This is a genomic window from Terrabacter sp. Root181 (assembly GCF_001428505.1).
Classification (GTDB): domain Bacteria; phylum Actinomycetota; class Actinomycetes; order Actinomycetales; family Dermatophilaceae; genus Terrabacter.
This window is the reverse complement of record NZ_LMHU01000007.1, coordinates 343,431-364,476: the sequence shown is the minus strand read 5'-3', so window position 1 is coordinate 364,476 and position 21,046 is coordinate 343,431. Positions and strand designations below refer to the sequence as shown.

Below are 21,046 nucleotides of genomic sequence, written 5' to 3'. Positions count from 1 at the left end.
CGCGACGGGCACCGTGACTCACGTGCACCGCCGGCCCGCCGCGGGCATCGACGCGGGCATCGACGCGGGCATCGACGCGGGCGCCGACGGGGCCGGGTCGATCAGGACGTGGTGACCTCGCTCCGGTCGCCCGACCACAGCGTGTGGAAGGCGCCGTCGCGATCGACCCGGCCGTAGGTGTGCGCCCCGAAGTTGTCGCGCAGGCCCTGCACGAGGGCGGCCGGCAGGCGCTCGGCGCGCACCGTGTCGTAGTAGCCGAGGGCGCTGCAGAAGCCGGGCACGGGCACACCCGAGGTGGTGCCGTGGGCGACGACCCGTCGCCACGCGTCCTGCCGGTCGGCGAGGCCCGAGGCGATGCTCGGGGCGACGAGCAGCGTCGCGAGCCGACCGGCGGCGTACTCGTCGCTGATCTGGGCGAGCAGGCGCGCACGGATGATGCAGCCGCCGCGCCAGATGCGGGCGACCGTCGCGATGTCGACGTCCCAGCCGTACTCCTCGCTGGCCTTGCGGATCTGCTCGAGACCCTGGGCGTACGCGACGACCTTGGACGACCACAGCGCGTCACGGACGTCGTCGACGAACTGCTGACGGTCCTCGACGGACACTGTGCGGTCGGGGCCGACGAGCACGCCGCGGGCCGCTCCACGCACGTCAGTGTCACCCGAGCCCGAGCGGGCGAAGACGGACTCGGCGATCGTCGAGACGGGCACACCGAGCTCCAGGGCGGTCTGCACGGTCCAGCGACCGGTGCCCTTCTGCTCGGCGGCGTCGACGATGACCTCGACGAGCGGGCGGCCGGTCGATGCGTCGACCTGGTCGAGCACGTCGGCCGTGATCTCGATGAGGAACGAGTCGAGCTCGCCGGAGTTCCACTCACGGAAGACGGCCGCCGACTCGGTGGCCGTCAGCCCCGCCGCCGAGAGCAGGTCGTAGGCCTCTGCGATGAACTGCATGTCGGCGTACTCGATGCCGTTGTGCACCATCTTGACGAAGTGTCCGGCGCCGTCGGGCCCCATCCAGGCGCAGCACGCCTCGCCGTCGACCTGCGCGGCGATGGACTCGAGGATCGGGCCCAGGGCGGCATAGGACTCCTTCGACCCGCCCGGCATGATCGACGGACCCTCGAGGGCGCCGACCTCGCCTCCGGAGATGCCGGTGCCGACGAAGTGGAGGCCGTGCTCGCGCAGGCGCTTCTCCCGGCGGCGGGTGTTCTCGAAGTGGGCGTTGCCGCCGTCGACGACGATGTCGCCCTCCTCGAGCAGGGGCACGAGCTCGTCGATGACGGCATCGGTGGGACCACCGGCCTTGACCATGACGATGATCCGGCGCGGCCGCTCGAGTGACGCGACGAAGTCGGCTGTCGACTCCGATGGCACGAACGTGCCCTCCGAGCCGTGCTCGTCGACGAGGGTGCGCGTCTTCGCGGTGCTGCGGTTGTGGACGGCGACGGTGTGGCCGTGGCGAGCGAGGTTGCGGGCGAGGTTGCTGCCCATGACCGCGAGGCCGGTCACTCCGATGGTGGCGAGGTCAGACATGGGGACTCCTTCGGGAGGGGATGACACGACCGTATGCCGTGTGGCGGGCAGGCGGGAGGGCGCGGTCGCGCCGTGGTCGGCGGGCGCCGCTCGGGGTGGCCGGCCGAGGTCAGTCGATGGAGTCGTCGAGCACGGCGTCGACCGCGGCCAGGGCGGCGGCGTCACCCTCGCGGGTGATCTCGCCCTCGGGCGGGCGGTTCCACAGCCAGCAGTCGAGGTCGGCTGCCGAGCCGCAGATCTCGGCGGTCGCGGAGTCGTCGGGGCCGTCGGCGACGAGGAAGCGCTGGACGTCGATCTCGTCGCCGTTCCAGGTGCCGGTGATGCGGACCGGCGTCACGGTCCACGTGTGCATGGCGTCGACGGTCGCGATCGTCACCGGCGCCGAGACGGGCACGTGGGTCAGGCCGGGCTCGGGCTCGTGACCGCGCATGATCCGCAGGGCCTCGTCGATGCCGTCGGCGGCGAGCCGGCAGTCGAGCGGCGAGCGATCGCCCACGGTGAGCTCGGCGTCGAGGCGGTGGACCAGCGCCTCGTGGGCCTGCCGGCGGCGGATGTAGCCGGCCGTCTTGTCGTCGGCCCACATCCACAGCGGTGTCTCGGGGGGCAGCTCGCGGAGCACGCGGTGCAGCCGCTCGCTCGAGCGGTCGAAGAAGGCAAGCAGTCCGGCGCGGTCGCTCGGCCGCTCCTCTCGTGACGCGTTCATCGCGTCGAGGTCGGCCGGGTCGGTGAGGCCGCGCTCGGCGATCTCGCCCCAGAACCACTGCACCTCGCCGAGGTGCCACAACAGGTCGTCGGCGTCCCAGTCGGGACACGACGGCACGCGTACGTCCGCGGGTGCCGTCGTCAGCGCCGCCCGGAAGCGGGCCGAGTCGGCCGCGAGGTGGTCGAGGAAGGGAAGGGGGCCACCTGAGCGGCTGGACGGCATACGGGTTCTCCTGTCAGCGGACGCCGGCTACGCGGAACTGCACGGAGATGCGCGGCCCCATCGGCTCGGACGTCTTCGGGACCGCGTGGTCCCACGTCCGCTGGCACGAGCCGCCCATCACGACGAGGTCACCATGTCCCAGGGGATAGCGCAAGCTCTTTGCCGTCGACCCAGGGATGGGACCGCCGTCACGCGGGCGGAGCGCGAGCGTGCGCGCCGACCCCAGCGACAGGATCGCGATCATGGTGTCGCTGTCACGGGAGCGCCCGATGCGGTCGCCGTGCCAGGCGACGCTGTCGCGACCGTCGCGGTAGAGGCACAGCCCGGCGGTGACGAACGGCTCGCCGAGCTCTGGGGCGTAGTGACGGCTCAGTGCCTCACGGGCCTCGACGAGCATCGGGTGGGGCAGCGTCTCGTCGCCCGCGTAGAACTTCGTCAGCCGGGGGACGTCGACGACCGAGTCGTACATCTGGCGTCGCTCGGCGTGCCACGGCACGTCGCGCAGCAGCGCCGTGAAGAGCTCGTCGCCGGCGGCGAGCCAGCCGGGACGGACGTCGACCCACGCGCCGTGGGCCAGGTGGTGGCGGGTCGTCCCGGTGCCGACGTCGCGGAGCGTCATCGCGTCGGTGAGGTCGAGGAGGGAACCCTGGAGAGAGAGGTCCATCCCCCCACGATAGCCCAAGGGTCGAACGAGTGTTCGAATGGTGCACGTGTTTCGTGTCGACCTCACACAGAACGGCGCGTGCGGTGCCACCGACGCCCCGGCGCGGGGGAGAATGGACCCATGCCCCTCTACCGTGACGAGGCGATCGTCCTGCGCACCCACAAGCTGGGCGAGGCCGACCGCATCATCACGATGCTGACCCGCACCCGGGGCCGCGTCCGCGCCGTCGCCAAGGGGGTGCGCCGCACGAAGTCCCGCTTCGGCTCGCGCCTCGAGCCCGGCATGGTCGTCGACGTCCAGTGCTACGAGGGCCGCAACCTCGACACTGTCACCCAGGTCGAGACGCTCGCTCCCTACGGCGACGCGATCGCCCGCGACTACGTCGCCTACACCTGCGCCACGTCGATGCTCGAGACGGCGCTCCAGCTGACCGAGGAGCACGAGCCGCAGACCCAGCAGTACCTCCTGCTCGCCGGCGCGCTGCGCTCGCTCGCCGAGCGCGCCCACGACCCCGGTCTCGTCCTCGACGCCTACCTGCTCCGCTCGTTGGCCGTCGCCGGCTGGGCACCGAGCTTCGTCGACTGCGCGAAGTGCGGCGCACCGGGGCCGCACCGGGCGTTCAACGTGCAGGCCGGAGGGGCCGTGTGCTCCGTATGCCGTCCGCCCGGCTCGAGCGCCCCCGCTCCCGAGACCTTCGAGCTGCTCGCGTCCCTGCTGACCGGTGACTGGGATGTCGCCGACGCGAGCGACGAGCGGTGCCGCAGGCAGGGCAACGGCCTCGTCTCCGCCTTCCTCCAGTGGCACATCGAGCGAGGGCTGCGGTCGCTGCGCCTCGTCGAACGGGCCTGAACGAGACCCAACGAGCCTGAGCCAGCAGCGAACCCGATCACGACAGACCGGAGACCCATGTACGCCAAGCCCTTCCCGCACCCGTCCGGCGCGACGGCGCCCGCCGTCCCGGCCGACCTGCTGCCCAAGCACGTCGCGATCGTCATGGACGGAAACGGCCGCTGGGCCAACGCGCGAGGCCTGCCGCGGACCAAGGGCCACGAGGCGGGGGAGGCGTCGCTGCTCGACGTCGTCGCGGGAGCCATCGACATCGGCGTGACCCACCTGTCGGCATACGCCTTCTCGACGGAGAACTGGCGGCGGTCGCCCGACGAGGTCCGCTTCCTCATGGGCTTCAACCGCGACGTCATCCGCCGGCGGCGCGACCAGCTCCACGAGTGGGGTGTGCGGATGCGCTGGGTCGGCCGCGCGCCGCGCCTGTGGCGCTCGGTCATCAAGGAGCTCGAGGTCGCCCAGGACCTGACGCAGCACAACACCGGGCTCACCCTCTACTTCTGCGTCAACTACGGCGGCCGCGCCGAGATCGCCGACGCCGTGCAGCGGATCGCCTACGACGTCAAGGACGGTCGGCTTCGTCCCGCCTCGGTCGACGAGAAGACGATCAAGCGCTACCTCGACGAGCCGACGATGCCCGACGTCGACCTCTTCGTGCGCTCGTCCGGCGAGCAGCGCACGAGCAACTTCCTGCTGTGGCAGTCGGCCTATGCCGAGATGGTCTTCCAGAACCAGCTGTGGCCCGACTACGACCGGCGCGACCTCTGGGCCGCGATCGAGGAGTACGTCGCCCGCGACCGCCGCTACGGCGGCGCGGTCGACACCCCGACGACCACCTCCTGACCGCGACCTCCTGACCGCCACCGGCGGGCCATTCCCCCGACCGAACGCCGCGTTCGATGCCGAACGCGCTGGTAGAGCACGGCTTTCGAGACCGAGCGCTGCGTTCGGTGCGGAGGGCCGGGCGTGGGGTCAGGGGGCGGCGGCCGTGCAGTCGGCGCAGGTGCCGAAGATCTCGAGGGTGTGTGTGACGCCGCTGAAGCCGTGGTCGCGCGCCACCGTGTCGGCCCACCTCTCGACGGCCGGACCCTCGACCTCGACGGTGCGGCCGCAGGCGCGGCACACGAGGTGGTGGTGGTGGTGCGTCGAGCAGGCCCGGTAGACCGCCTCGCCGTCGTCGGTGCGCAGCACGTCCACCGTCCCGGCCTCGACCATCGACTGGAGCGTCCGGTAGACCGTGGCGAGGCCGACGCCCGCACCCGCGTCGCGCAGCCGCGCGTGCACCGTCTGGGCGGAGGTGAAGTCGTCGGAGCGTTCGAGCAGCTCGGCGACGGCGGCCTGCTGGCGGGTGGGCTTGCGAGAGGTCGCGGAGGTGTTGGTGCTGCTCGTCATGGTCTCGATCCTGTCGTCGGGCCGGGCGCCGTGCCGACCGAGGTGGACCCGTCGGCCCCCTCGGCCTGCGGGGTGGACCCCGCCGGATGGTCGTGGTGGACGCCGTGCTCGTCGTAGTGGCCCTCGTGCGCCGCGTGGAGGTGCCCGTCGTGGACGTAGTCGACGTGGTCGCCGTGCGTGACGGCCGGGTGCCCGCACTCGGCCCCGTGCTCGTGGGCGTGGGTCTCGGCGACGTCGTGCCTCCTGCTCCCGACCCTGGCCAGGACGGCCGTGACGACCGCGGTCACGACGAACAGCGCCACGGCGAGCAGCACGATGGTGCCCCCCGAGGGCGTGTCGAGCGGGTAGGACAGCGCCACGCCACCGACGGACGAGACGAGGCCGAACGCGATGGCCCAGCGCAGCCCGCCGCTGAACGACCTCGCGACGAGCTGGCTCGTGGCGTTCGGCACGATCATGAGCGCACTGATGAGCAGCAGCCCGACGACCCGCATGGCGACGACGACGGTCGTCGCCGTCAGCACGGCGAGCACGATGTTGAGCGGGAGGACGGGGAGCCCGACGGCGCGGGCGTACTCCTCGTCGTTGGCCACCGCGAAGAGACGGGGCCGCAGGGCCCAGGTGGTGACCGAGATGAGCAGGGCCAGGGCGGCGAAGACGTACAGATCGGTGCGCTGGGTGGTGAGGATCGACCCGAAGAGGTACTTCATGAGGTTCGCCGGGGTGCCGCTGGACGACTTGCTGATGATGACGACGCCTGCCGCGATGCCGCCGTAGAAGATGACGGCGAGGGCCACGTCGCCGTTGGTGCGGCCCCGGGCACGGAGCAGCTCGATGACGACGGCCGCGATGACCGCTGCCAGCAAGGCCGTGAGCACCGGTGCGGCGCCGGAGACGAGACCGATCGCGACGCCGGCGAGGGCGACGTGGCCCATGCCGTCGCCGATCAGCGAGAGCCGCCGCTGGACGAGGAAGATCCCGACCATCGGCGCGACGGTGCCCACGAGCAGCGCGGCGATGAGCGCCCGCTGCATGAAGTCGACGGAGAGCAGGTCGATCACGGTCGGCTCCCGTCGGTTCGGCTGACGTCGAGCGGGCCGTGGGCCAGCGAGGGGTGGTTCCCCTCGAGCTCGAGGTCGTGGTGGTGGCTGTCGTGGTCGTGGTGCACGCGGTCGCGCGCGGCGGCATACGCCTCGGGGGTCCCGTCGAAGCGGATGCGGCCGCCGTCGATGACGACGATGCGGGTGAGCAGCCGCTCGAGCGCTCCGAGCTCGTGCGTGACGATGACCATCGTGACGTCGCGCTCGACGAGGCGGTCGAGCACGTCGGCGAGCACGTGCTGGTTCGCGGCGTCGACCCCGGCGGTGGGCTCGTCCATGATGAGGACCTCGGGCTGCCCGGCGAGGGCGCGGGCGATCAGGACACGTCGCTGCTGGCCGCCCGAGAGCGTGCTCACCTCGGTGGCGGCGCGGTCGGCGAGGCCGACGACGTCGAGTGAGCGGGCCACGATCTGCCGGTCGGTGGCGCGCAGCCGTCCGAGCCAGCCGATGCGGGGGAGCCGCCCCGTCGCGACGATCTCCTCGGCGGTGGCCCGGACCGACGCCGAGAGCGTGTGCCGTTGGGGCACGTAGCCGAGGCGGGCCCGGTCGTGGAACTCACCACTGTCGATGCCGAAGAGCGTCACGGTGCCGGCGACCCGTTCGTTGAGGCCGAGCACGCCCTTCATCAGCGTCGACTTGCCCGACCCGTTGGGCCCGACGATCGCCACGATCTCGCCCTTCCGGATCGACAGGTCTACGTCGCTGAGGACAGGGCCGTCGCCGTAGCCGAAGCTCGCGCCCCGCAGGGTCACGACCTCGTTCGTCGGCGTGGGTTCGAGGGGGAGCAGCGGTGCCGACCTCATGAGCACTCCTGGCCGTCGCGCAGGGCAACGAGATTGCTCTGCATGACCTCGAAGTAGTCCGCGCCGACCGACGCGCTGGTGATCCCCTCGATGGGGTCGAGCGTCGCGACCTTCGCGCCCGTCGACTCCGCGACCGTCTGCGCGAAGTGCGGCTCGACGAGCGTCTCCTGGTAGATCGTGGTCACGCCGGCGGACCTCACGAGGTCACCGACCGCCTTGAGGGCTGCCGCGCTGGGCTCGGCCTCGGGCGAGACCCCGGTGATGCCGCGCTGCTCGAAGCCGTAGCGGGCTGCCAGGTAGCCGAAGGCGGCGTGGCTGGTGACCAGCTCCTTGACGCGACACTGCCGCAGGCCCACCCGCATCTCCTCGTCGAGCTCGGAGAGCTTCTCCACGAAGATCGCGGTGTTCTTCGCGTAGACCGGGGCGTGCGCGGGGTCGTCCTTGGACAGTCGCGCGCTGATCGCCTGCGCGACAGCGGCGTAGCGCGAGGGGTCGAGCCAGAAGTGGGGGTCGTCGGCGCCGTGGTCGTGCCCGTCGTGCCCGTCGTGCCCGTCGGCGGTGTCGTGCTGCTCGGTCTCGGTGCCCGACTCGCCGGCGTGGTCGCTGTCGTCGGTCGACGCGGGTACGAGCTTCGCGACGTCGGCGACGTCGAGCACCTTCGTGGGGTCGACGAGCACGACGGCCTCGTCGACCGCAGGCTGGAAGCCGTCGGCGTAGACGACGAGGCGTGCCTTGGTCAGGCCGCCGATGTCCTGCGGTGCCAGCTCGAGGTCGTGGGGTTCGGCGCCCGGTTTCGTCAGGACGGTGACCGGGAGCGCTCCGCCCGTGATCTGTTGCGTGGCGAACTGGATGGGGTAGAACGACGTGACGACCGCCCCGGCGGCTGAGCCGGACCCGGAGTCCGAACCGCTCCCGCACGCGGCCGTCGTGAGCGCCAGGGCTGTCGCGGCGACGACGGCGGACAGGACACGGCGCGGGGGAGGGGCGGGCATGAGCCCATCCTTCCCATGGTGAGAATGATTGTCAAAACCGTTCTCGGGTTCTTGGCCCTGGGTCAGCCGGCGGGGACGATCCTGACCACCGCGACGGCCACGGCGAGGACGAGCACCGCGGTGCGCATCAGGCGTTCGGGCATGGTCAGACGCTGCCAGGTGAGGAAGAGCAGCCAGCCGACGAAGGCCGCGACGACGAGGAACGCGATGCCCCCCCACGGCCGCGGCGCGAGGATGCCGACCGCGAGCAGGACGACGAGGGCGCCGAGCGCTAGGGGGCGCGGGACGGCGTTGAGCCGCTCCACCCACGGGTAGGAGGCGTGCTCGAGACGGGAACGGAAGCTCAGGGCCACGTCACGAGCCTAGGGGACGTGGCGGCCTACCCCGGACGCGTGGCAAAGCAGTGGCACCGGCCCGATAACCTGTCCCGCATGGCCAAGCAGACATCCATCGTGGACACCGTCGTCAGCCTCTGCAAGCGCAGGGGCTTCGTCTTCCCGAGCGGTGACATCTACGGAGGCACGAGGTCTGCGTGGGACTACGGCCCCCTCGGCGTCGAGCTCAAGGAGAACATCCGCCGCCAGTGGTGGAAGTCCATGGTCACGAGCCGCGACGACGTCGTCGGCCTCGACTCCTCGATCATCCTCCCGCGCGAGACGTGGGTCGCCTCGGGCCACGTCGGCACCTTCACCGACCCGCTCGTCGAGTGCCTCAGCTGCCACCGCCGTCGCCGCCAGGACCACCTCCAGGAGGCGCTCGCCGAGAAGAAGGGCATCGAGGACCCCGACTCGATCCCGATGTCCGACATCGTGTGCCCGGACTGCGGCACCAAGGGCCAGTGGACCGAGCCGCGCGAGTTCAACATGATGCTCAAGACCTACCTCGGCGTCATCGAGGACGAGTCGGGCCTGCACTACCTGCGCCCCGAGACGGCCCAGGGCATCTTCGTCAACTTCAACAACGTCATGCAGGCCTCGCGCAAGAAGCCGCCGTTCGGTATCGCCCAGACGGGCAAGAGCTTCCGCAACGAGATCACGCCGGGCAACTTCATCTTCCGCACGCGCGAGTTCGAGCAGATGGAGATGGAGTTCTTCGTCAAACCGGGCGAGGACGACGAGTGGCTCCAGTACTGGCTCGAGGAGCGCACCCGCTGGTACGTCGACCTCGGCATCAACCCCGACAACCTGCGCCACTACGAGCACTCGCCGGAGAAGCTCTCGCACTACTCGAAGCGCACCGTCGACATCGAGTACCGCTTCAACTTCGCCGGTTCCGAGTGGGGCGAGCTCGAGGGCATCGCCAACCGCACCGACTTCGACCTGTCTACGCACTCGAAGCACTCGGGCACCGACCTGCTCTACTTCGACCAGCAGACGGGCGAGAAGTACACCCCCTACGTCATCGAGCCGGCGGCCGGCCTGTCGCGCTCGCTCATGACGTTCCTCGTCGACGCCTACCACGAGGACGAGGCGCCCAACACCAAGGGCGGCGTGGACAAGCGCGTCGTGCTGCGGCTCGACCCGCGCCTGGCGCCGGTCAAGGCCGCCGTCCTCCCGCTGTCGCGCAACGCCGACCTCTCGCCGAAGGCCCGCGACCTCGCCGCGCAGCTGCGTCGTCACTGGAACATCGACTTCGACGACGCCGGCGCCATCGGCAAGCGCTATCGCCGCCACGACGAGATCGGCACGCCGTTCTGCATTACGGTCGACTTCGACACGCTCGAGGACCACGCCGTGACGATCCGCGAGCGCGACTCGATGGCGCAGGAGCGCATCGCGCTCGACCAGGTCGAGGGCTACCTCGCCCAGCGCCTCGTCGGCTGCTGACGCGCAGGCAGCACCGCCGCTGACGTATGCCGTCCGCCCACCCGGGCAGGCGGCATACGTGCGCCCGTGGTGCCGTGCCGGCAGCGGGGTCGGTCGGTGAGGCCCGCCGCGGTCCGGCCCGTCCCGGGCGCGGGACGTCCGGGATCGGCGGCATACTGCCCGCATGGTCGAGACCGAGGTGCTGCGCGCGACGCCGGGCGACCGGGCGCGGGCGGCGGCCGACGTGCTCGGCGACGAGGTGCTGACCTCGTGGTGCGCCGACCTGCTCGCCGGGCGTGCGACCTGGGGCGACCCCGACCTGCCCGACATCGGCTGGGTCGGCGGCCAGGCCGTGTCCGGATGGGGCTCGCCCGACCACCTCGACGACGCCACCCGCTACTGGTCCCGGGTGTGGGCGGCCCGCACCCTGCTCTACGTCTGGTCCGAGCAGTGCGGTCCGGATGTCGTTGCAGGACTGGGTGATCCGGCATGGCGGGTCCGCGAGATGTGTGCCAAGGTGGCGGCCCGCTGGGAGGTCGGCCCTGCAGCCGAGCCCTGCGCAGGCCTCGTGACGACCGACGACGTGCCGAGGGTCCGGGCCGCGGCCGCGCGGGTGCTCGGCGCCGTGGGGGAGGCCGAGCACGCCGACGCCCTGCACGAGGCCGTGGACGACCCGGACGAGTCCGTGCGCGTCGCGGCCGCTCGGGCACTCACCACCCTCGAGCGCCGCCTCGACCGCGACCTCTGACCCCGGCAACACACCGAGTAGGTCACAACTCGCCGGGATCCGATCGCGCTGAGTTGTGACCTACTCGGTGTGTTGCGGGGTGGGGAGGTGCTCAGCCGGGGAAGTGGCCGGTCGCGACCGGGCGTAGGGGGTCGCGGATCCACTCGCTCCACGATCCCGGGTAGAGCACCGTGTCGACCCCGAGCTCGGCGAGCGCGAGCATCTCGTGGGCCGCGGTCACTCCCGAGCCGCAGTAGACACCGACGCCGTCGCCTCCCTCGTGACCGGCGCGAACCCGCTCCCAGTGCTCGGCCAGGTCGCGCCGGAACGTGCCGTCGGCCGTGACCCAGGCGGTCGTGGGGCTGTTGACCGCTCCGGGCACGTGGCCGGCGACGGGGTCGATGGGCTCGGTCTCGCCGGCATAGCGCTCGGGCGCACGCGCGTCGAGGAGCAGCCCGTCGCGCGCCAGTGCTGCCGCACCGGAGGCGTCGAGCGTCGGCAGGTGCCCGGGCCGCACCTGCATGTCGCCGTGCCGGTCGGCGGGCTCCTCGGTCGAGACCGGCAGCCCCGCTGCCAGCCACGCGGCATACCCGCCGTCGAGCACCCGGACGTCGGCGACGCCGACCCAGCGCAGCACCCACCAGGCCCGCGCGGCGGCATACGACTCCTTGCCGTCGTGGACGACGACGCGGCTGTGCTCGGAGACGCCGGCCCGGCGCAGGAGGGCCTCGACCACGGCGGGGTCGGGCAGCGGGTGGCGTCCGCCGTCGCCGGGCGGCGCCGCCAGCTCGGTGTCGAGGTCGACGAAGAACGCGCCGGGCACGTGGCCGGCGTCGTAGTCCGCCCGCCCTGCAGGCGTGTTCGCCGTCGTCAGTGCCCAGCGCACGTCGAGCACGACGACGTCCTCGATCTCGTGGGCGAGCTCGGTGGCGGTGATGAGGTGGGTCACCGGGCCATCGTGGCATCCTCACCGTGTGCGTGCTCACCTGGTCCTCGTGCACGGGTCGCGCCTGTCGAGCGCCCAGTGGGCGCCGCAGGTGCCGCTCCTGCGTGACCACGTCGACCTGACGCTCGTGGACCTGCCCGGGCACGGGGAGCGCGTCCACGAGCCGTTCACGCTGGACCGCTGCGTCGAGGTCATCGGGGCGGCCGTCGGTGCCGTCCCCGCCGGCACCCCGGCCGTGGTCGTCGGCCACTCGCTCGGCGGCTACGCCGCGATGGCGTATGCCGCTGCCCGCCCCGACACGCTCGACGGGCTCGTCCTCGCCGGGGCCAGCGCGGTCCCCACGGGACCCGGAGCCGCGGTCTACCGGGGCGTCGCGGCGCTGACCGACCGGCTCGGCGCGGAGCGGATGACGCGGGTCAACGACCGCGTCCTGCACCGCCTCTACCCGGCCGAACGCATCGACCCGGTCATCGCCGGCGGCTACTACTTCGCGCCGACGGCGGCCGCGTGGCGCGAGGTCATGGCGCGCTGCCGGCCCTCGATGCTCGAGCACGTGCGCTGCCCGGTGCTGCTGCTCAACGGCCGGTTCGACCAGCTGCGGATCGGTGCCCGCGCCTACCTGCGAGCCTGCCCGAGTGCCCGGGAGGAGATCGTGCGCCGGGCCGGCCACCTGTCCGGGCTCGACCAGCCGGAGGCGTTCGCCGACGCCCTGCTCCGCTTCGCGCGGACCGTCGTCGATTCGGCTCCGGGCGCCTGATCGGGGACAATCGAGCCCGTGACCGACGTGATGAGCCCCGCGACGCAGGCCGGTGAGGCCGCCCGCGCAGAGACGACGGGCGCCGTGCTGCCCCCGCTGCGCATCGGCCGCCACGTCATCGAGTCGCCGGTGGTCCTCGCGCCGATGGCCGGCATCACGAACCGCGCCTTCCGCCGCCTCTGCCGCGAGTACGGCAACGAGGGCCGGGCCCTCGAGGGCGCGAGCGGCGCCACGAGTCTCTACGTCAGCGAGATGATCACCTCGCGCGCGCTCGTCGAGCGGACGCCCGAGTCGATGCGCCTGATCGAGCACGACCCGGACGAGAACCCGCGCTCGATCCAGCTCTACAGCGTCGACCCCGCCACCGCGCGGGCAGCTGCCCGGATGCTCGTCACCGAGGACCGGGCCGACCACATCGACCTCAACTTCGGCTGCCCCGTGCCCAAGGTCACCCGCAAGGGCGGCGGCTCGGCGCTGCCGTGGAAGAAGGACCTCTTCAAGGCCATCGTCGGCGCCGTCGTCGAGGAGGGCGCCAAGCGCGACATCCCCGTCACCGTCAAGATGCGCAAGGGGATCGACGACGTCCACCTCACCTTCCTCGACGCCGGCCTCACCGCCGAGGCCGAGGGGGTCGCCGCGGTCGCCCTGCACGGCCGCACGGCCGCGCAGGCCTACTCGGGCACCGCCGACTGGAGCGCCATCCGGATGCTCAAGGAGACCGTGACGAGCATCCCCGTCCTCGGCAACGGCGACATCTGGTCGGCCGAGGACGCCCTGCGCATGGTCCGCGAGACCGGGTGCGACGGCGTGGTCGTGGGTCGCGGCTGCCTCGGGCGCCCGTGGCTGTTCACCGACCTCGCCGCGGCCTTCGCCGGCACCCCGGCGCGGGTGACCCCGACGCTCGGCGAGGTCGCCGACACGCTGCGGACGCACACGGCATACCTCTGCGACTTCTACGGCGAGGAGGAGCGCGCCTGCCGCGACATCCGCAAGCACATCGCCTGGTACCTCAAGGGATTTCCGGCCGGGTCGACGATCCGCAACTCGCTCGCGCTCGTCGACTCCATGGCGGCCCTCGACGACCTCCTCGCCACCCTCGACCCCGACGTGCCGTGGCCCGGCGAGGCCGCTGAGGGCCAGCGCGGGCGCGCGGGGTCCTCGCGCACCGTGGCGCTGCCCGACCGCTGGCTCGAGTCGCGCGAGCTGTCCGAGGAGCACCGGCGGACCATCGCCGAGGCCGAGCTGTCGGTCAGCGGCGGCTGAGGGTCACTTCAGCCAGACGCTGAGCGGGCCGATCCGCTCGCAGCCCGCCGCGACCGCCGCTGCGACGCTCGCTCCGGCCTCCCAGCCCACGAGGGGTAGGCCGTCCGCGACGTCGCGGGCGGCAGCCGCGGCCGCGCTCCACGCGCGCTCCACGTCGCCGTCGAGCGTGAAGACGTTGCCGAGGCCGGCGACCTCCGCCGTCACGTTGACGATCGCCCCGGCGACGACGGGCGACTGCGGGTCCTCGGTCGCGCGCTGCGCGAGGAACGCGACCCCGGGCTCCTCGAGGAGTGACGGGCGCAGGATCGCCTCGGCGTCCGGGTCGCTCGCCCAGGCCCGCACCCAGGCCGCCATCTCGTGGGGCGTCGTGAGGCGCTGCCAGGTGGGTGCAGGAGCGGGCGCGAGCGGCACCGACGGGTCGAGCCACACCCACTCGCCGACGACGATCCGGGCGAAGTCCTCCGTCGACAGGTCGAGCCGCGACCACGAGTCCTTGACCGAGCAGCCGTCCGAGTCGTCCACGCGGGCGAGGACGTCGTACTCACCGGCCTCCGGCGAGAGCGTCACGGCGTCCGGGTAGTAGGGCGGGGTGCGCGTCGACGCGGTCCAGGCAACGGAGTCGGTGGTGCACACGACGCCGTGCGAGCGGGCCACGGCGTCGCACCAGAGGGCGTTGTTGCGGGCGGCGAGCAGGATCCGGTCGGTCACGGCACGATCCTCCCAGCGTCGGTGGCCGATGGCAGGATCGGGGCATGCGACAGGGCGGATCGGCCGAGCGGCCCGCGACCTTCTTCGACGACGCCGACGACTTCCGCGCGTGGCTCGATGCCCACCACGAGAGCGCCACCGAGCTCTGGATGGGCCTCAACAAGAAGCACGTCGAGCCCCGCGGCCTCCAGTGGGCCGAGGCCGTGCGCGAGGCCCTCTGCTTCGGCTGGATCGACTCCATGGCGCAACGCATCGACGAGGACGCCGTGCGCCAGCGGTGGACCCCGCGCAAGCGGGGCAGCAACTGGAGCACGGTCAACATCAACGCCGTCGCCGAGCTGACGGCGGCCGGGCGCATGCGTCCGGCCGGGCTCGCTGCGTTCGCCAGGCGGCGTGAGGACCGCTCGGGCGTCTACGCCTACGAGAACCGCGACCTGACCTGGTCCGACGACTATGAGGCGATGCTGCGGGCCCACCCTCAGGCCTCGGCCTTCTGGGACGGGGCGACGCCCTCCTACCGCAAGGTCGCCACGAACTGGGTGCTGACGGCCAAGCAGGAGGCGACGCGCGACAAGCGCATGGCCGAGCTCGTCGAGGACTGCGCCAACCTGCGCCTCATCAAGACGCAGCGCTACGGCACCGAGCCGGCCTGGGTGCGGCGCATGCAGGCCGAGCTCGGCTGAGCCGTCGTCAGGCTCGGGTGGCGGTCAGCGCTTGGCCTTGGGCGGGATGATCTCGGTGTGGTCCTTGGCGGCGGACTTCGCGTGCTTGTCGGCACGCTTCTCCTTGAGCGATCTGGCCTTCGTGGACATGTGGGACTTCGGTGACTTGTCGCCCATGGCGCGCTCCTGTGGTTGGAAGCCTGAGCGGCTCCATCCCTGAAGTATGCGCCCCGGGTGCGGCGCCCGGGCCGTTGCCGTCACCCCGCATAGAGTTCCGGTGTGGGCTATCAGGGTCGGGACCGGGAGCGATGGGTCGCAGAGGACCCTGCCCAGAAGCGCGCCGACCGCGACGACTTCGCCCGAGACCGCGCTCGGGTCGTGCACTCGTCGTCGTTGCGCCGCCTCGCCGCCAAGACGCAGGTGCTCGCGCCGGGTCACGACGACTTCGTCCGCAACCGCCTGACCCACTCCCTCGAGGTGGCGCAGATCGGACGGGAGTTCGGTGCCGCCCTCGGCTGCAACGCCGACGTCGTCGACACCGCGTGCCTCGCCCACGACCTCGGCCACCCGCCGTTCGGCCACAACGGTGAGACCGTCCTCGACGAGATCGCCTCGGGCATCGGCGGTTTCGAGGGCAACGCGCAGACGCTGCGCCTGCTCACGAGGCTCGAGGCCAAGCGCGCCCACGCCGACGGCCGGTCCGCCGGCCTCAACCTGACCCGTGCGAGCCTCGACGCGACGACGAAGTACCCGTGGGAGATCGGCGACGGGCCCTACGAGACGAGGAAGTTCGGCGTCTACCCCTCCGACCTGCCCGTCTTCGACTGGATCCGCGAGGGCGCCCGGCCCCGCCGACGGTGCCTCGAGGCCGAGGTCATGGACTGGTCCGACGACGTGGCCTACTCCGTCCACGACGTCGAGGACGCCATCGCCTCGGGCTGGATCGACCCCCGGCTGCTCCACTCGCGCGACATGGCTGACGTCATCGACGTCGCGGGCCGCACCTACGCGCCCGACCTCGGTGCCGACGCGCTCGGTGCCGCGCTGGAACGCATCCTCGCCTCGGGAGCGGTGCCCACGGCACACGACGGCTCGCGGGGCGACCTGGCGCGGCTCAAGGACATGACGAGCCGGCTCATCGGGCACTTCGTCCTCGTCGTCGAGCAGGCCACGCGCGAGCGGCACGGGCCGGGCGAGCTGTGCCGCTTCGAGGCCGACCTCGTCGTCCCCGACGACACCCGCGCCGAGTGCTCGGTGCTCAAGGCGATCGCCAACCACTTCGTCATGACCACCGACGAGCGGCTCTCGGTCATGTCGGGGCAGCGCGACGTCGTGCGCGCCGTCGTCGAGGCGTATGCCGCCGCGCCCGAGGAGCGCCTCGACGTGGCCTTCCGCCTCGACCACGAGGCCGCCGCCGACGACGGGGAGCGGCTGCGCGTGGTCGTCGACCAGGTGGCCTCCCTGACCGACGTGCGCGCCCTCGCCCTCCACAGCCAGTGGTGCCGGTGACGGGCAGCTCGTGGGCGAGCACCTAGAATCACGGATGGCGACAGGAGGCAGATGGCGGGGCTGATCAACAGCGAGGACATCGCGGCGGTCAAGGCGCGGTCGTCCATCGAGGACGTCGTGCGCGAGCACGTGACGCTCCGCTCCGCGGGTCCGGGGTCGCTCAAGGGCCTGTGTCCCTTCCACGACGAGAAGACGCCGTCCTTCAACATCCGCCCCGCCGTGGGCGCGTGGCACTGCTTCGGCTGCGGCGAGGGCGGCGACGTCATCTCGTTCGTCCAGAAGGTCGACCACCTCAGCTTCTCCGAGGCCGTCGAGCGGCTCGCGCAGAAGCTGGGCATGGAGCTGCGCTACGAGAACGGCGACCGGCCGCGCGAGGAGGGGCTCGGTCGCCGCAGCCGCCTCGTCGAGGCCCACCGCGTGGCCGAGGAGTACTACACCGAGCTGCTGCTGGCACCGGGTGGTCCGGCCCGGCAGGCGCGGGACTTCCTCCGCGCCCGCGACTTCAACAGCGAGCACGTCAAGATGTTCGGCATCGGGTTCGCGCCGCGCGGGGGAGAGGACCTCGTGCGCCACCTGCGTGCCAAGGGCTTCACCGACGACGAGCTCGTCACCGGCGGCATCGCCGGCCGGGGCTCGCGCGGGCTCTACGACCGCTTCCGCGGGCGCCTCGTCTGGCCGATCCGCGACATCACCGGCGACACCGTCGGCTTCGGGGCCCGCCGCATCTTCGACGACGACCGCATCGAGGCGAAGTACCTCAACACGTCCGAGACGCCGATCTACAAGAAGTCGACCGTGCTCTACGGCCTCGACCTCGCGAAGAAGAAGATCTCGCAGGGGCGTCAGGCCGTCGTCGTCGAGGGCTACACCGACGTCATGGCCTGTCACCTCGCCGGCGTCGAGACCGCCGTCGCCACGTGCGGCACGGCCTTCGGGGCCGACCACATCAAGACGCTGCGTCGGCTCATGCGTGACGAGGCCGGCCTCGCACCCGCCAAGGTGATCTTCACCTTCGACGGTGACGCCGCCGGTCAGAAGGCCGCCATGCGAGCCTTCGCCGACGACGAGAAGTGGACCTCCCAGTCGTTCGTCGCCGTCGAGAAGTCGGGCAAGGACCCGTGCGAGCTGCGCCAGGCCGGGGGAGACCCCGCCGTGCAGGCGCTCATCGAGGACGCGGTGCCGATGTTCGAGTTCGCCGTGCGCACGACGATCAAGCGCTTCGACGTCGCGACCGCCGAGGGGCGCATCCAGGCGGTCCGGGCCGTGGCGCCGATCATCGCCTCGATCCGCGACCAGTCGCTCCGGCCGGAGTACACCCGTGAGGTCTCCGGCATGCTCGGGCTCGATGTCGAGCAGGTCGCGACCGAGGTGTCCCGCGCCGGCAAGATCAAGGTCGACGAGGACGCCCGGACGGACCGCGCCGACCGCAACGGGCGCGACCGTGGCGACGACGCCGAACCGCACGTCGGTGACGCTGGAGGCATGCCGGTGCCAGACCGGCGCGACCCGGTCGTCCACGCCGAGCGGCAGCTGCTCCAGGTCCTGCTCCAGTTCCCGACGGTGTTCAAGTCCGGCGCCATCGACCTGCTGACACCCGAGGCCTTCTCGGCGCCCGCCCACCGCGCGGTCTTCGACGGCATCCGCATCGCCCACCACAGCGGCGACAAGGGCAACGCCCGGGCCTGGACCTCGGCCGTCACCGAGGCCGCGCCGTCGCCCGTCGCCGGTCTCGTCAGCGAGCTCGCCGTCGACACCCTGCCGACGCGGATGGACGCCTCGACCGGCTTACCGACCTCCCGCTACGTCGACGAGCTCTTCGACCGGGTGCGCACCATCGCCCTGACGCGCCAGATCGCCGACTCGATGAGCGAGATGCGCCGGCTCGACCACGCCGAGACGCCGTCGCCCGAACGCACGCGCGAGCTCGGCATCCAGCTGCAGACGCTCCAGCGGGAGCTCGCGGCGATCAAGGCGGGGATGGGCTGATGGCACTCTTCGAGGGGCGGCGCCGACCGGCGCTGCCCGACGACGTCCGCGCGGCGGTCCCGCTCGACGGCGGCGAGCAGGTGCTCGCCTGGGCCCGGGACGAGACCAGCGGGGCGCACGTCGTCGCGACGACCCACCACCTCGCCCTCGTCGACGCAGGGGGCGGCCTCGTCTGGAACCGCCCGTGGCACGAGGCCGAGTCCGGCACGTGGCAGGGCGAGTCCTCCCTGCTCACCGTCACGTGGGTCGACCGCGGGGTGCCTTCCGCCTGGCGCCTGACGGAGCCCTCGCTGCTCCAGCAGGCCCTGCGCGAACGGCTCCAGGCGAGCGTCGTGCTCGCCGACGAGTTCCGCACCGCCGGGCGCCGCACGGTGCGCGTCGTGATCCGCCAGGACCTTGCCAGCGGAGCCCTGCTGGAGCAGACGATCCCGGGCAAGGGCGCCGACCTCGGCGACCCGCAGGTGGCTCGCGAAGCCGCCCAGCGGATGGCCCGGCTGCGCTCCGAGGTGGGGCTCTGACGGGTCCCCGCACGGCGTCCCGCAGGCTCGTTGGGACCTCGCCAGCGACCCGCTGAACCCGATTTCTCGACGGCGCTGATGCTTTGCTATGGTTGCGCAGCAGCATTCCCCTGTAGCTCAATTGGCAGAGCAGCCGGCTGTTAACCGGCAGGTTATTGGTTCGAGTCCAATCGGGGGAGCACCGAGCAGAAGGGCCCCGACACCACTGGTGTCGGGGCCCTTCTCGTATGCCGTGTCGTCGGCTCGCGTCAGCGGCTCGGGGTCCCGACGGCATCGGCACCGACCACGCCGGTGGCCGGTGCGCCCTTGCGAGGACCGCGGCCGCGGCGGCTGAGACGACGCTCCACCCGTCCGGCCACCACGGTCAGGCTGTAGTTGATCAGGATGAAGATGATCGCGACGAAGATGTAGGCCGGGATCGTGTTGCTGTAGCCGGTGCCGATGTCGCGGGCGGCCTGGAGCAGCTCGGGGTAGAGCACCGCCGTGCCGAGCGCGGTGTCCTTGAGGATCACGACGAGCTGCCCGACGAGTGCCGGCAGCATCGCGGTGAGGGCCTGCGGCAGCTGGATCGACCGCATCACCTGGGGCGGGGTGAGGCCGATGGACACGCCCGCCTCGGCCTGGCCCATCGGCAGGCTGAACACACCCGACCGGACCAGCTCGGCGATCACCGAGCCGTTGTAGAGCGTCAGGGCGGTCACGACGGCCGCGAGCGGGTTGATCTCGCTCGTGAAGACGCCGTTGGTCGAGAAGTAGGAGTACGTGAAGTACATCATCAGCAGCACGGGCACGGACCGGAAGAACTCCACGATGACGCCAGACACCCAGCGCAGCGTGCGGTGCTGTGACAGTCGGCCCATGCCGAAGACGAGCCCGAAGGCCATGGCGAGGACGATGGAGATCGCGGCGGCCTCGAGCGTCTTGATCAGTCCCGGGATGATGTACTGCGTCCACACATCGGCGCTGAACAGCACGGTCCACATCTCGGGTTCCAGCTGGCCCTGGGCCTTGAACTTCCAGAGCACGGCGCCGATGGTGGCGACGGCGAGCAGCACGCCGAAGAGGGTGAGGATCGCGTGCCGCCGCCGGGCGCGGGGCCCGGGGGCGTCGAAGAGAACGGACTCGGCACTCATCGCTTCACCGCCAGACGGCGCGAGAGCGAGGTGAAGAACACGCCGACGGGGAGCGTGAGGACGACGAAGCCGAGCGCGAAGACGAGGAAGACCGTGACGCTCGCCGTCTCGTTCTCGATGATCTCGCTCATCAGCAGCGAGGCCTCCGCGACGCCGATGACGGAGGCGACGGTCGTGTTCTTGGTCAGGGCGATGAGCACCGAGCCCAGTGGGGCGATGGACCCGCGGAAGGCCTGCGGGAGGATGACCTCGCGCAGGCTCTGGCCGAAGGTGAGACCGATCGAGCGGGCAGCCTCGGCCTGGCCCAGCGGAACGGTGTTGACGCCGCTGCGCAGTGCCTCGCAGACGAAGGCCGCGTGGTAGACCGCCAGCGCGACGATGGCCCACCGGATGCCGTTGTCCACGAGCGCCGTCGGTGAGTTCACGTCGGTCAGGCTGATCTGCAGGATGTAGTACGGGCCGGCGATGGAGAAGAAGACGAGCAACGTCAGCGGGGTGTTGCGCACCGTGTTGACGTAGAACGAGCCCAGACGTCTCAGGATCGCCACCGGCGACACCCGCATCACCGCGAGAACGGTGCCGATGACGAGAGCGCCGATCGCCGAGAAGAAGGCGAGCCTGATGGTCATCCAGAACGCGCCGAGGATGTCGTACTTCTCGATGATGTCGAGCACGACGCTCCTTTCCGCTGTCGAGTCAGTGGGTCAGGGGTTCACGGGTCGGAGTCCGGACCCCCGCCGAGGGCGGGCCGCGCACCGTGTGGTGAGCGACCCGCCCT

Annotated in this window: 23 protein-coding genes and 1 tRNA gene; 11 read left to right on the top strand and 13 right to left on the bottom strand. The window is 71.7% G+C overall.

Features of this window, described 5'->3' with window-relative positions:
• Nucleotides 1-101: 101 nt before the first annotated feature.
• The 3 genes from gndA to ASD90_RS15900 form a co-directional block, all read right to left on the bottom strand.
• Entirely contained in the window at nucleotides 102-1,535 is a 1,434-nt protein-coding gene (gene gndA, locus ASD90_RS15910; RefSeq protein WP_056758622.1) for an NADP-dependent phosphogluconate dehydrogenase, read from the bottom strand.
• 109 nt (nucleotides 1,536-1,644) lie between these two features.
• Nucleotides 1,645-2,460, bottom strand: a complete 816-nt coding sequence (locus ASD90_RS15905; protein WP_056758619.1) for a maleylpyruvate isomerase family mycothiol-dependent enzyme — start codon at nucleotides 2,458-2,460, stop codon at nucleotides 1,645-1,647.
• Nucleotides 2,461-2,473: 13 nt separating this feature from the next.
• On the bottom strand, nucleotides 2,474-3,124 hold the full coding sequence (locus tag ASD90_RS15900) for an alpha-ketoglutarate-dependent dioxygenase AlkB (protein ID WP_056758615.1): 651 nt from the start codon (nucleotides 3,122-3,124) through the stop codon (nucleotides 2,474-2,476).
• A gap of 120 nt (nucleotides 3,125-3,244) precedes the next feature.
• Here ASD90_RS15900 and recO point away from each other — a divergent pair, with 120 nt between their 5' ends.
• Entirely contained in the window at nucleotides 3,245-3,973 is a 729-nt protein-coding gene (gene recO, locus ASD90_RS15895) for a DNA repair protein RecO (RefSeq protein ID WP_056758612.1), read from the top strand.
• A 57-nt stretch (nucleotides 3,974-4,030) separates the two neighbouring features.
• Nucleotides 4,031-4,810, top strand: coding sequence for an isoprenyl transferase (locus tag ASD90_RS15890; RefSeq protein WP_056758609.1), 780 nt, complete (start codon nucleotides 4,031-4,033; stop codon nucleotides 4,808-4,810).
• Between the two features lie 129 nt (nucleotides 4,811-4,939).
• Here ASD90_RS15890 and ASD90_RS15885 read toward each other — a convergent pair whose 3' ends face one another.
• From ASD90_RS15885 to ASD90_RS15865, 5 genes are all read right to left on the bottom strand, one after another.
• Entirely contained in the window at nucleotides 4,940-5,359 is a 420-nt protein-coding gene (locus ASD90_RS15885) for a Fur family transcriptional regulator (RefSeq protein ID WP_056758606.1), read from the bottom strand.
• Nucleotides 5,356-6,420: a metal ABC transporter permease gene (locus ASD90_RS15880; RefSeq protein ID WP_056758604.1), complete on the bottom strand. Its 1,065-nt coding sequence runs from the start codon at nucleotides 6,418-6,420 to the stop codon at nucleotides 5,356-5,358. Before ASD90_RS15880 ends, ASD90_RS15885 begins: the two co-directional genes overlap by 4 nt.
• Nucleotides 6,417-7,262, bottom strand: coding sequence for a metal ABC transporter ATP-binding protein (locus ASD90_RS15875; protein ID WP_056758600.1), 846 nt, complete (start codon nucleotides 7,260-7,262; stop codon nucleotides 6,417-6,419). The genes ASD90_RS15880 and ASD90_RS15875 overlap by 4 nt, the downstream gene beginning before the upstream one ends.
• Nucleotides 7,259-8,254, bottom strand: coding sequence for a metal ABC transporter substrate-binding protein (locus tag ASD90_RS15870; RefSeq protein ID WP_056758598.1), 996 nt, complete (start codon nucleotides 8,252-8,254; stop codon nucleotides 7,259-7,261). Before ASD90_RS15870 ends, ASD90_RS15875 begins: the two co-directional genes overlap by 4 nt.
• Nucleotides 8,255-8,316: 62 nt before the next feature.
• Entirely contained in the window at nucleotides 8,317-8,607 is a 291-nt protein-coding gene (locus tag ASD90_RS15865; protein ID WP_056758595.1) for a DUF6703 family protein, read from the bottom strand.
• 78 nt (nucleotides 8,608-8,685) lie between these two features.
• On the opposite strand from ASD90_RS15865, the gene ASD90_RS15860 reads away from it, so the two are divergent.
• Nucleotides 8,686-10,080 carry a glycine--tRNA ligase gene (locus tag ASD90_RS15860; RefSeq protein ID WP_056758592.1) on the top strand — a complete coding sequence of 465 codons (1,395 nt, stop codon included), beginning with the start codon at nucleotides 8,686-8,688 and terminating at the stop codon, nucleotides 10,078-10,080.
• Between the two features lie 163 nt (nucleotides 10,081-10,243).
• On the top strand, nucleotides 10,244-10,807 hold the full coding sequence (locus ASD90_RS15855) for a HEAT repeat domain-containing protein (protein ID WP_056758589.1): 564 nt from the start codon (nucleotides 10,244-10,246) through the stop codon (nucleotides 10,805-10,807).
• Between the two features lie 91 nt (nucleotides 10,808-10,898).
• Here the strand turns inward: ASD90_RS15855 and ASD90_RS15850 are convergent, their stop codons facing one another.
• Nucleotides 10,899-11,735 carry a sulfurtransferase gene (locus ASD90_RS15850; protein ID WP_056758585.1) on the bottom strand — a complete coding sequence of 279 codons (837 nt, stop codon included), beginning with the start codon at nucleotides 11,733-11,735 and terminating at the stop codon, nucleotides 10,899-10,901.
• Nucleotides 11,736-11,760: 25 nt separating this feature from the next.
• On the opposite strand from ASD90_RS15850, the gene ASD90_RS15845 reads away from it, so the two are divergent.
• On the top strand, nucleotides 11,761-12,489 hold the full coding sequence (locus tag ASD90_RS15845; protein WP_082588779.1) for an alpha/beta fold hydrolase: 729 nt from the start codon (nucleotides 11,761-11,763) through the stop codon (nucleotides 12,487-12,489).
• Nucleotides 12,490-12,519: 30 nt separating this feature from the next.
• The gene (dusB, locus tag ASD90_RS15840; protein ID WP_056758967.1) at nucleotides 12,520-13,752 is read left to right on the top strand and encodes a tRNA dihydrouridine synthase DusB; all 1,233 of its coding nucleotides are present in this window, start codon (nucleotides 12,520-12,522) and stop codon (nucleotides 13,750-13,752) included.
• 3 nt (nucleotides 13,753-13,755) lie between these two features.
• Here the strand turns inward: dusB and ASD90_RS15835 are convergent, their stop codons facing one another.
• Complete coding sequence (locus ASD90_RS15835; protein ID WP_056758580.1) at nucleotides 13,756-14,460, bottom strand: hypothetical protein; 705 nt, start codon at nucleotides 14,458-14,460, stop codon at nucleotides 13,756-13,758.
• A gap of 44 nt (nucleotides 14,461-14,504) precedes the next feature.
• Between ASD90_RS15835 and ASD90_RS15830 the strand changes: the two genes are divergently transcribed.
• Complete coding sequence (locus ASD90_RS15830) at nucleotides 14,505-15,143, top strand: YdeI family protein (protein WP_056758577.1); 639 nt, start codon at nucleotides 14,505-14,507, stop codon at nucleotides 15,141-15,143.
• Between the two features lie 24 nt (nucleotides 15,144-15,167).
• Here the strand turns inward: ASD90_RS15830 and ASD90_RS24555 are convergent, their stop codons facing one another.
• Nucleotides 15,168-15,299 (bottom strand): hypothetical protein, encoded by a 132-nt coding sequence (locus ASD90_RS24555; RefSeq protein WP_020142547.1) that lies wholly within the window; start codon nucleotides 15,297-15,299, stop codon nucleotides 15,168-15,170.
• A gap of 102 nt (nucleotides 15,300-15,401) precedes the next feature.
• Between ASD90_RS24555 and ASD90_RS15825 the strand changes: the two genes are divergently transcribed.
• The 4 genes from ASD90_RS15825 to ASD90_RS15810 all read left to right on the top strand — a co-directional run bounded on the left by ASD90_RS15825 (nucleotide 15,402) and on the right by ASD90_RS15810 (nucleotide 19,314).
• A complete protein-coding gene (locus ASD90_RS15825) occupies nucleotides 15,402-16,631 on the top strand; it encodes a deoxyguanosinetriphosphate triphosphohydrolase (protein WP_056758574.1) in 1,230 nt (409 codons plus the stop codon).
• Nucleotides 16,632-16,682: 51 nt separating this feature from the next.
• Complete coding sequence (gene dnaG, locus ASD90_RS15820) at nucleotides 16,683-18,617, top strand: DNA primase (protein ID WP_056758571.1); 1,935 nt, start codon at nucleotides 16,683-16,685, stop codon at nucleotides 18,615-18,617.
• On the top strand, nucleotides 18,617-19,135 hold the full coding sequence (locus ASD90_RS15815; RefSeq protein ID WP_056758568.1) for a hypothetical protein: 519 nt from the start codon (nucleotides 18,617-18,619) through the stop codon (nucleotides 19,133-19,135). The genes dnaG and ASD90_RS15815 overlap by 1 nt, the downstream gene beginning before the upstream one ends.
• A 106-nt stretch (nucleotides 19,136-19,241) precedes the next feature.
• A tRNA-Asn gene (locus ASD90_RS15810) sits at nucleotides 19,242-19,314 on the top strand.
• A gap of 69 nt (nucleotides 19,315-19,383) precedes the next feature.
• On the opposite strand, the gene ASD90_RS15805 is transcribed toward ASD90_RS15810, so the two are convergent.
• Both ASD90_RS15805 and ASD90_RS15800 read right to left on the bottom strand, forming a co-directional pair.
• A complete protein-coding gene (locus ASD90_RS15805; protein WP_056758565.1) occupies nucleotides 19,384-20,268 on the bottom strand; it encodes an amino acid ABC transporter permease in 885 nt (294 codons plus the stop codon).
• Nucleotides 20,265-20,942 (bottom strand): amino acid ABC transporter permease, encoded by a 678-nt coding sequence (locus tag ASD90_RS15800; protein ID WP_056758562.1) that lies wholly within the window; start codon nucleotides 20,940-20,942, stop codon nucleotides 20,265-20,267. The genes ASD90_RS15805 and ASD90_RS15800 overlap by 4 nt, the downstream gene beginning before the upstream one ends.
• Nucleotides 20,943-21,046 lie beyond the last annotated feature (104 nt).

What these genes read in the sequence shown, in the direction of transcription:
- dusB (WP_056758967.1), top strand. Translation starts at nt 12,520, where the DNA reads ATGAGCCCCGCGACGCAGGCCGGTGAGGCCGCCCGCGCAGAGACGACG.
- dnaG (WP_056758571.1), top strand. Translation starts at nt 16,683, where the DNA reads ATGGCGGGGCTGATCAACAGCGAGGACATCGCGGCGGTCAAGGCGCGG.
- ASD90_RS15815 (WP_056758568.1), top strand. Translation starts at nt 18,617, where the DNA reads ATGGCACTCTTCGAGGGGCGGCGCCGACCGGCGCTGCCCGACGACGTC.
- ASD90_RS15890 (WP_056758609.1), top strand. Translation starts at nt 4,031, where the DNA reads ATGTACGCCAAGCCCTTCCCGCACCCGTCCGGCGCGACGGCGCCCGCC.
- ASD90_RS15905 (WP_056758619.1), bottom strand. Translation starts at nt 2,460, where the DNA reads ATGCCGTCCAGCCGCTCAGGTGGCCCCCTTCCCTTCCTCGACCACCTC.
- ASD90_RS15860 (WP_056758592.1), top strand. Translation starts at nt 8,686, where the DNA reads ATGGCCAAGCAGACATCCATCGTGGACACCGTCGTCAGCCTCTGCAAG.
- ASD90_RS15900 (WP_056758615.1), bottom strand. Translation starts at nt 3,124, where the DNA reads ATGGACCTCTCTCTCCAGGGTTCCCTCCTCGACCTCACCGACGCGATG.
- ASD90_RS15855 (WP_056758589.1), top strand. Translation starts at nt 10,244, where the DNA reads ATGGTCGAGACCGAGGTGCTGCGCGCGACGCCGGGCGACCGGGCGCGG.
- ASD90_RS15805 (WP_056758565.1), bottom strand. Translation starts at nt 20,268, where the DNA reads ATGAGTGCCGAGTCCGTTCTCTTCGACGCCCCCGGGCCCCGCGCCCGG.
- ASD90_RS15870 (WP_056758598.1), bottom strand. Translation starts at nt 8,254, where the DNA reads ATGCCCGCCCCTCCCCCGCGCCGTGTCCTGTCCGCCGTCGTCGCCGCG.
- ASD90_RS15885 (WP_056758606.1), bottom strand. Translation starts at nt 5,359, where the DNA reads ATGACGAGCAGCACCAACACCTCCGCGACCTCTCGCAAGCCCACCCGC.
- ASD90_RS15875 (WP_056758600.1), bottom strand. Translation starts at nt 7,262, where the DNA reads ATGAGGTCGGCACCGCTGCTCCCCCTCGAACCCACGCCGACGAACGAG.
- ASD90_RS24555 (WP_020142547.1), bottom strand. Translation starts at nt 15,299, where the DNA reads ATGGGCGACAAGTCACCGAAGTCCCACATGTCCACGAAGGCCAGATCG.
- gndA (WP_056758622.1), bottom strand. Translation starts at nt 1,535, where the DNA reads ATGTCTGACCTCGCCACCATCGGAGTGACCGGCCTCGCGGTCATGGGC.
- ASD90_RS15830 (WP_056758577.1), top strand. Translation starts at nt 14,505, where the DNA reads ATGCGACAGGGCGGATCGGCCGAGCGGCCCGCGACCTTCTTCGACGAC.
- recO (WP_056758612.1), top strand. Translation starts at nt 3,245, where the DNA reads ATGCCCCTCTACCGTGACGAGGCGATCGTCCTGCGCACCCACAAGCTG.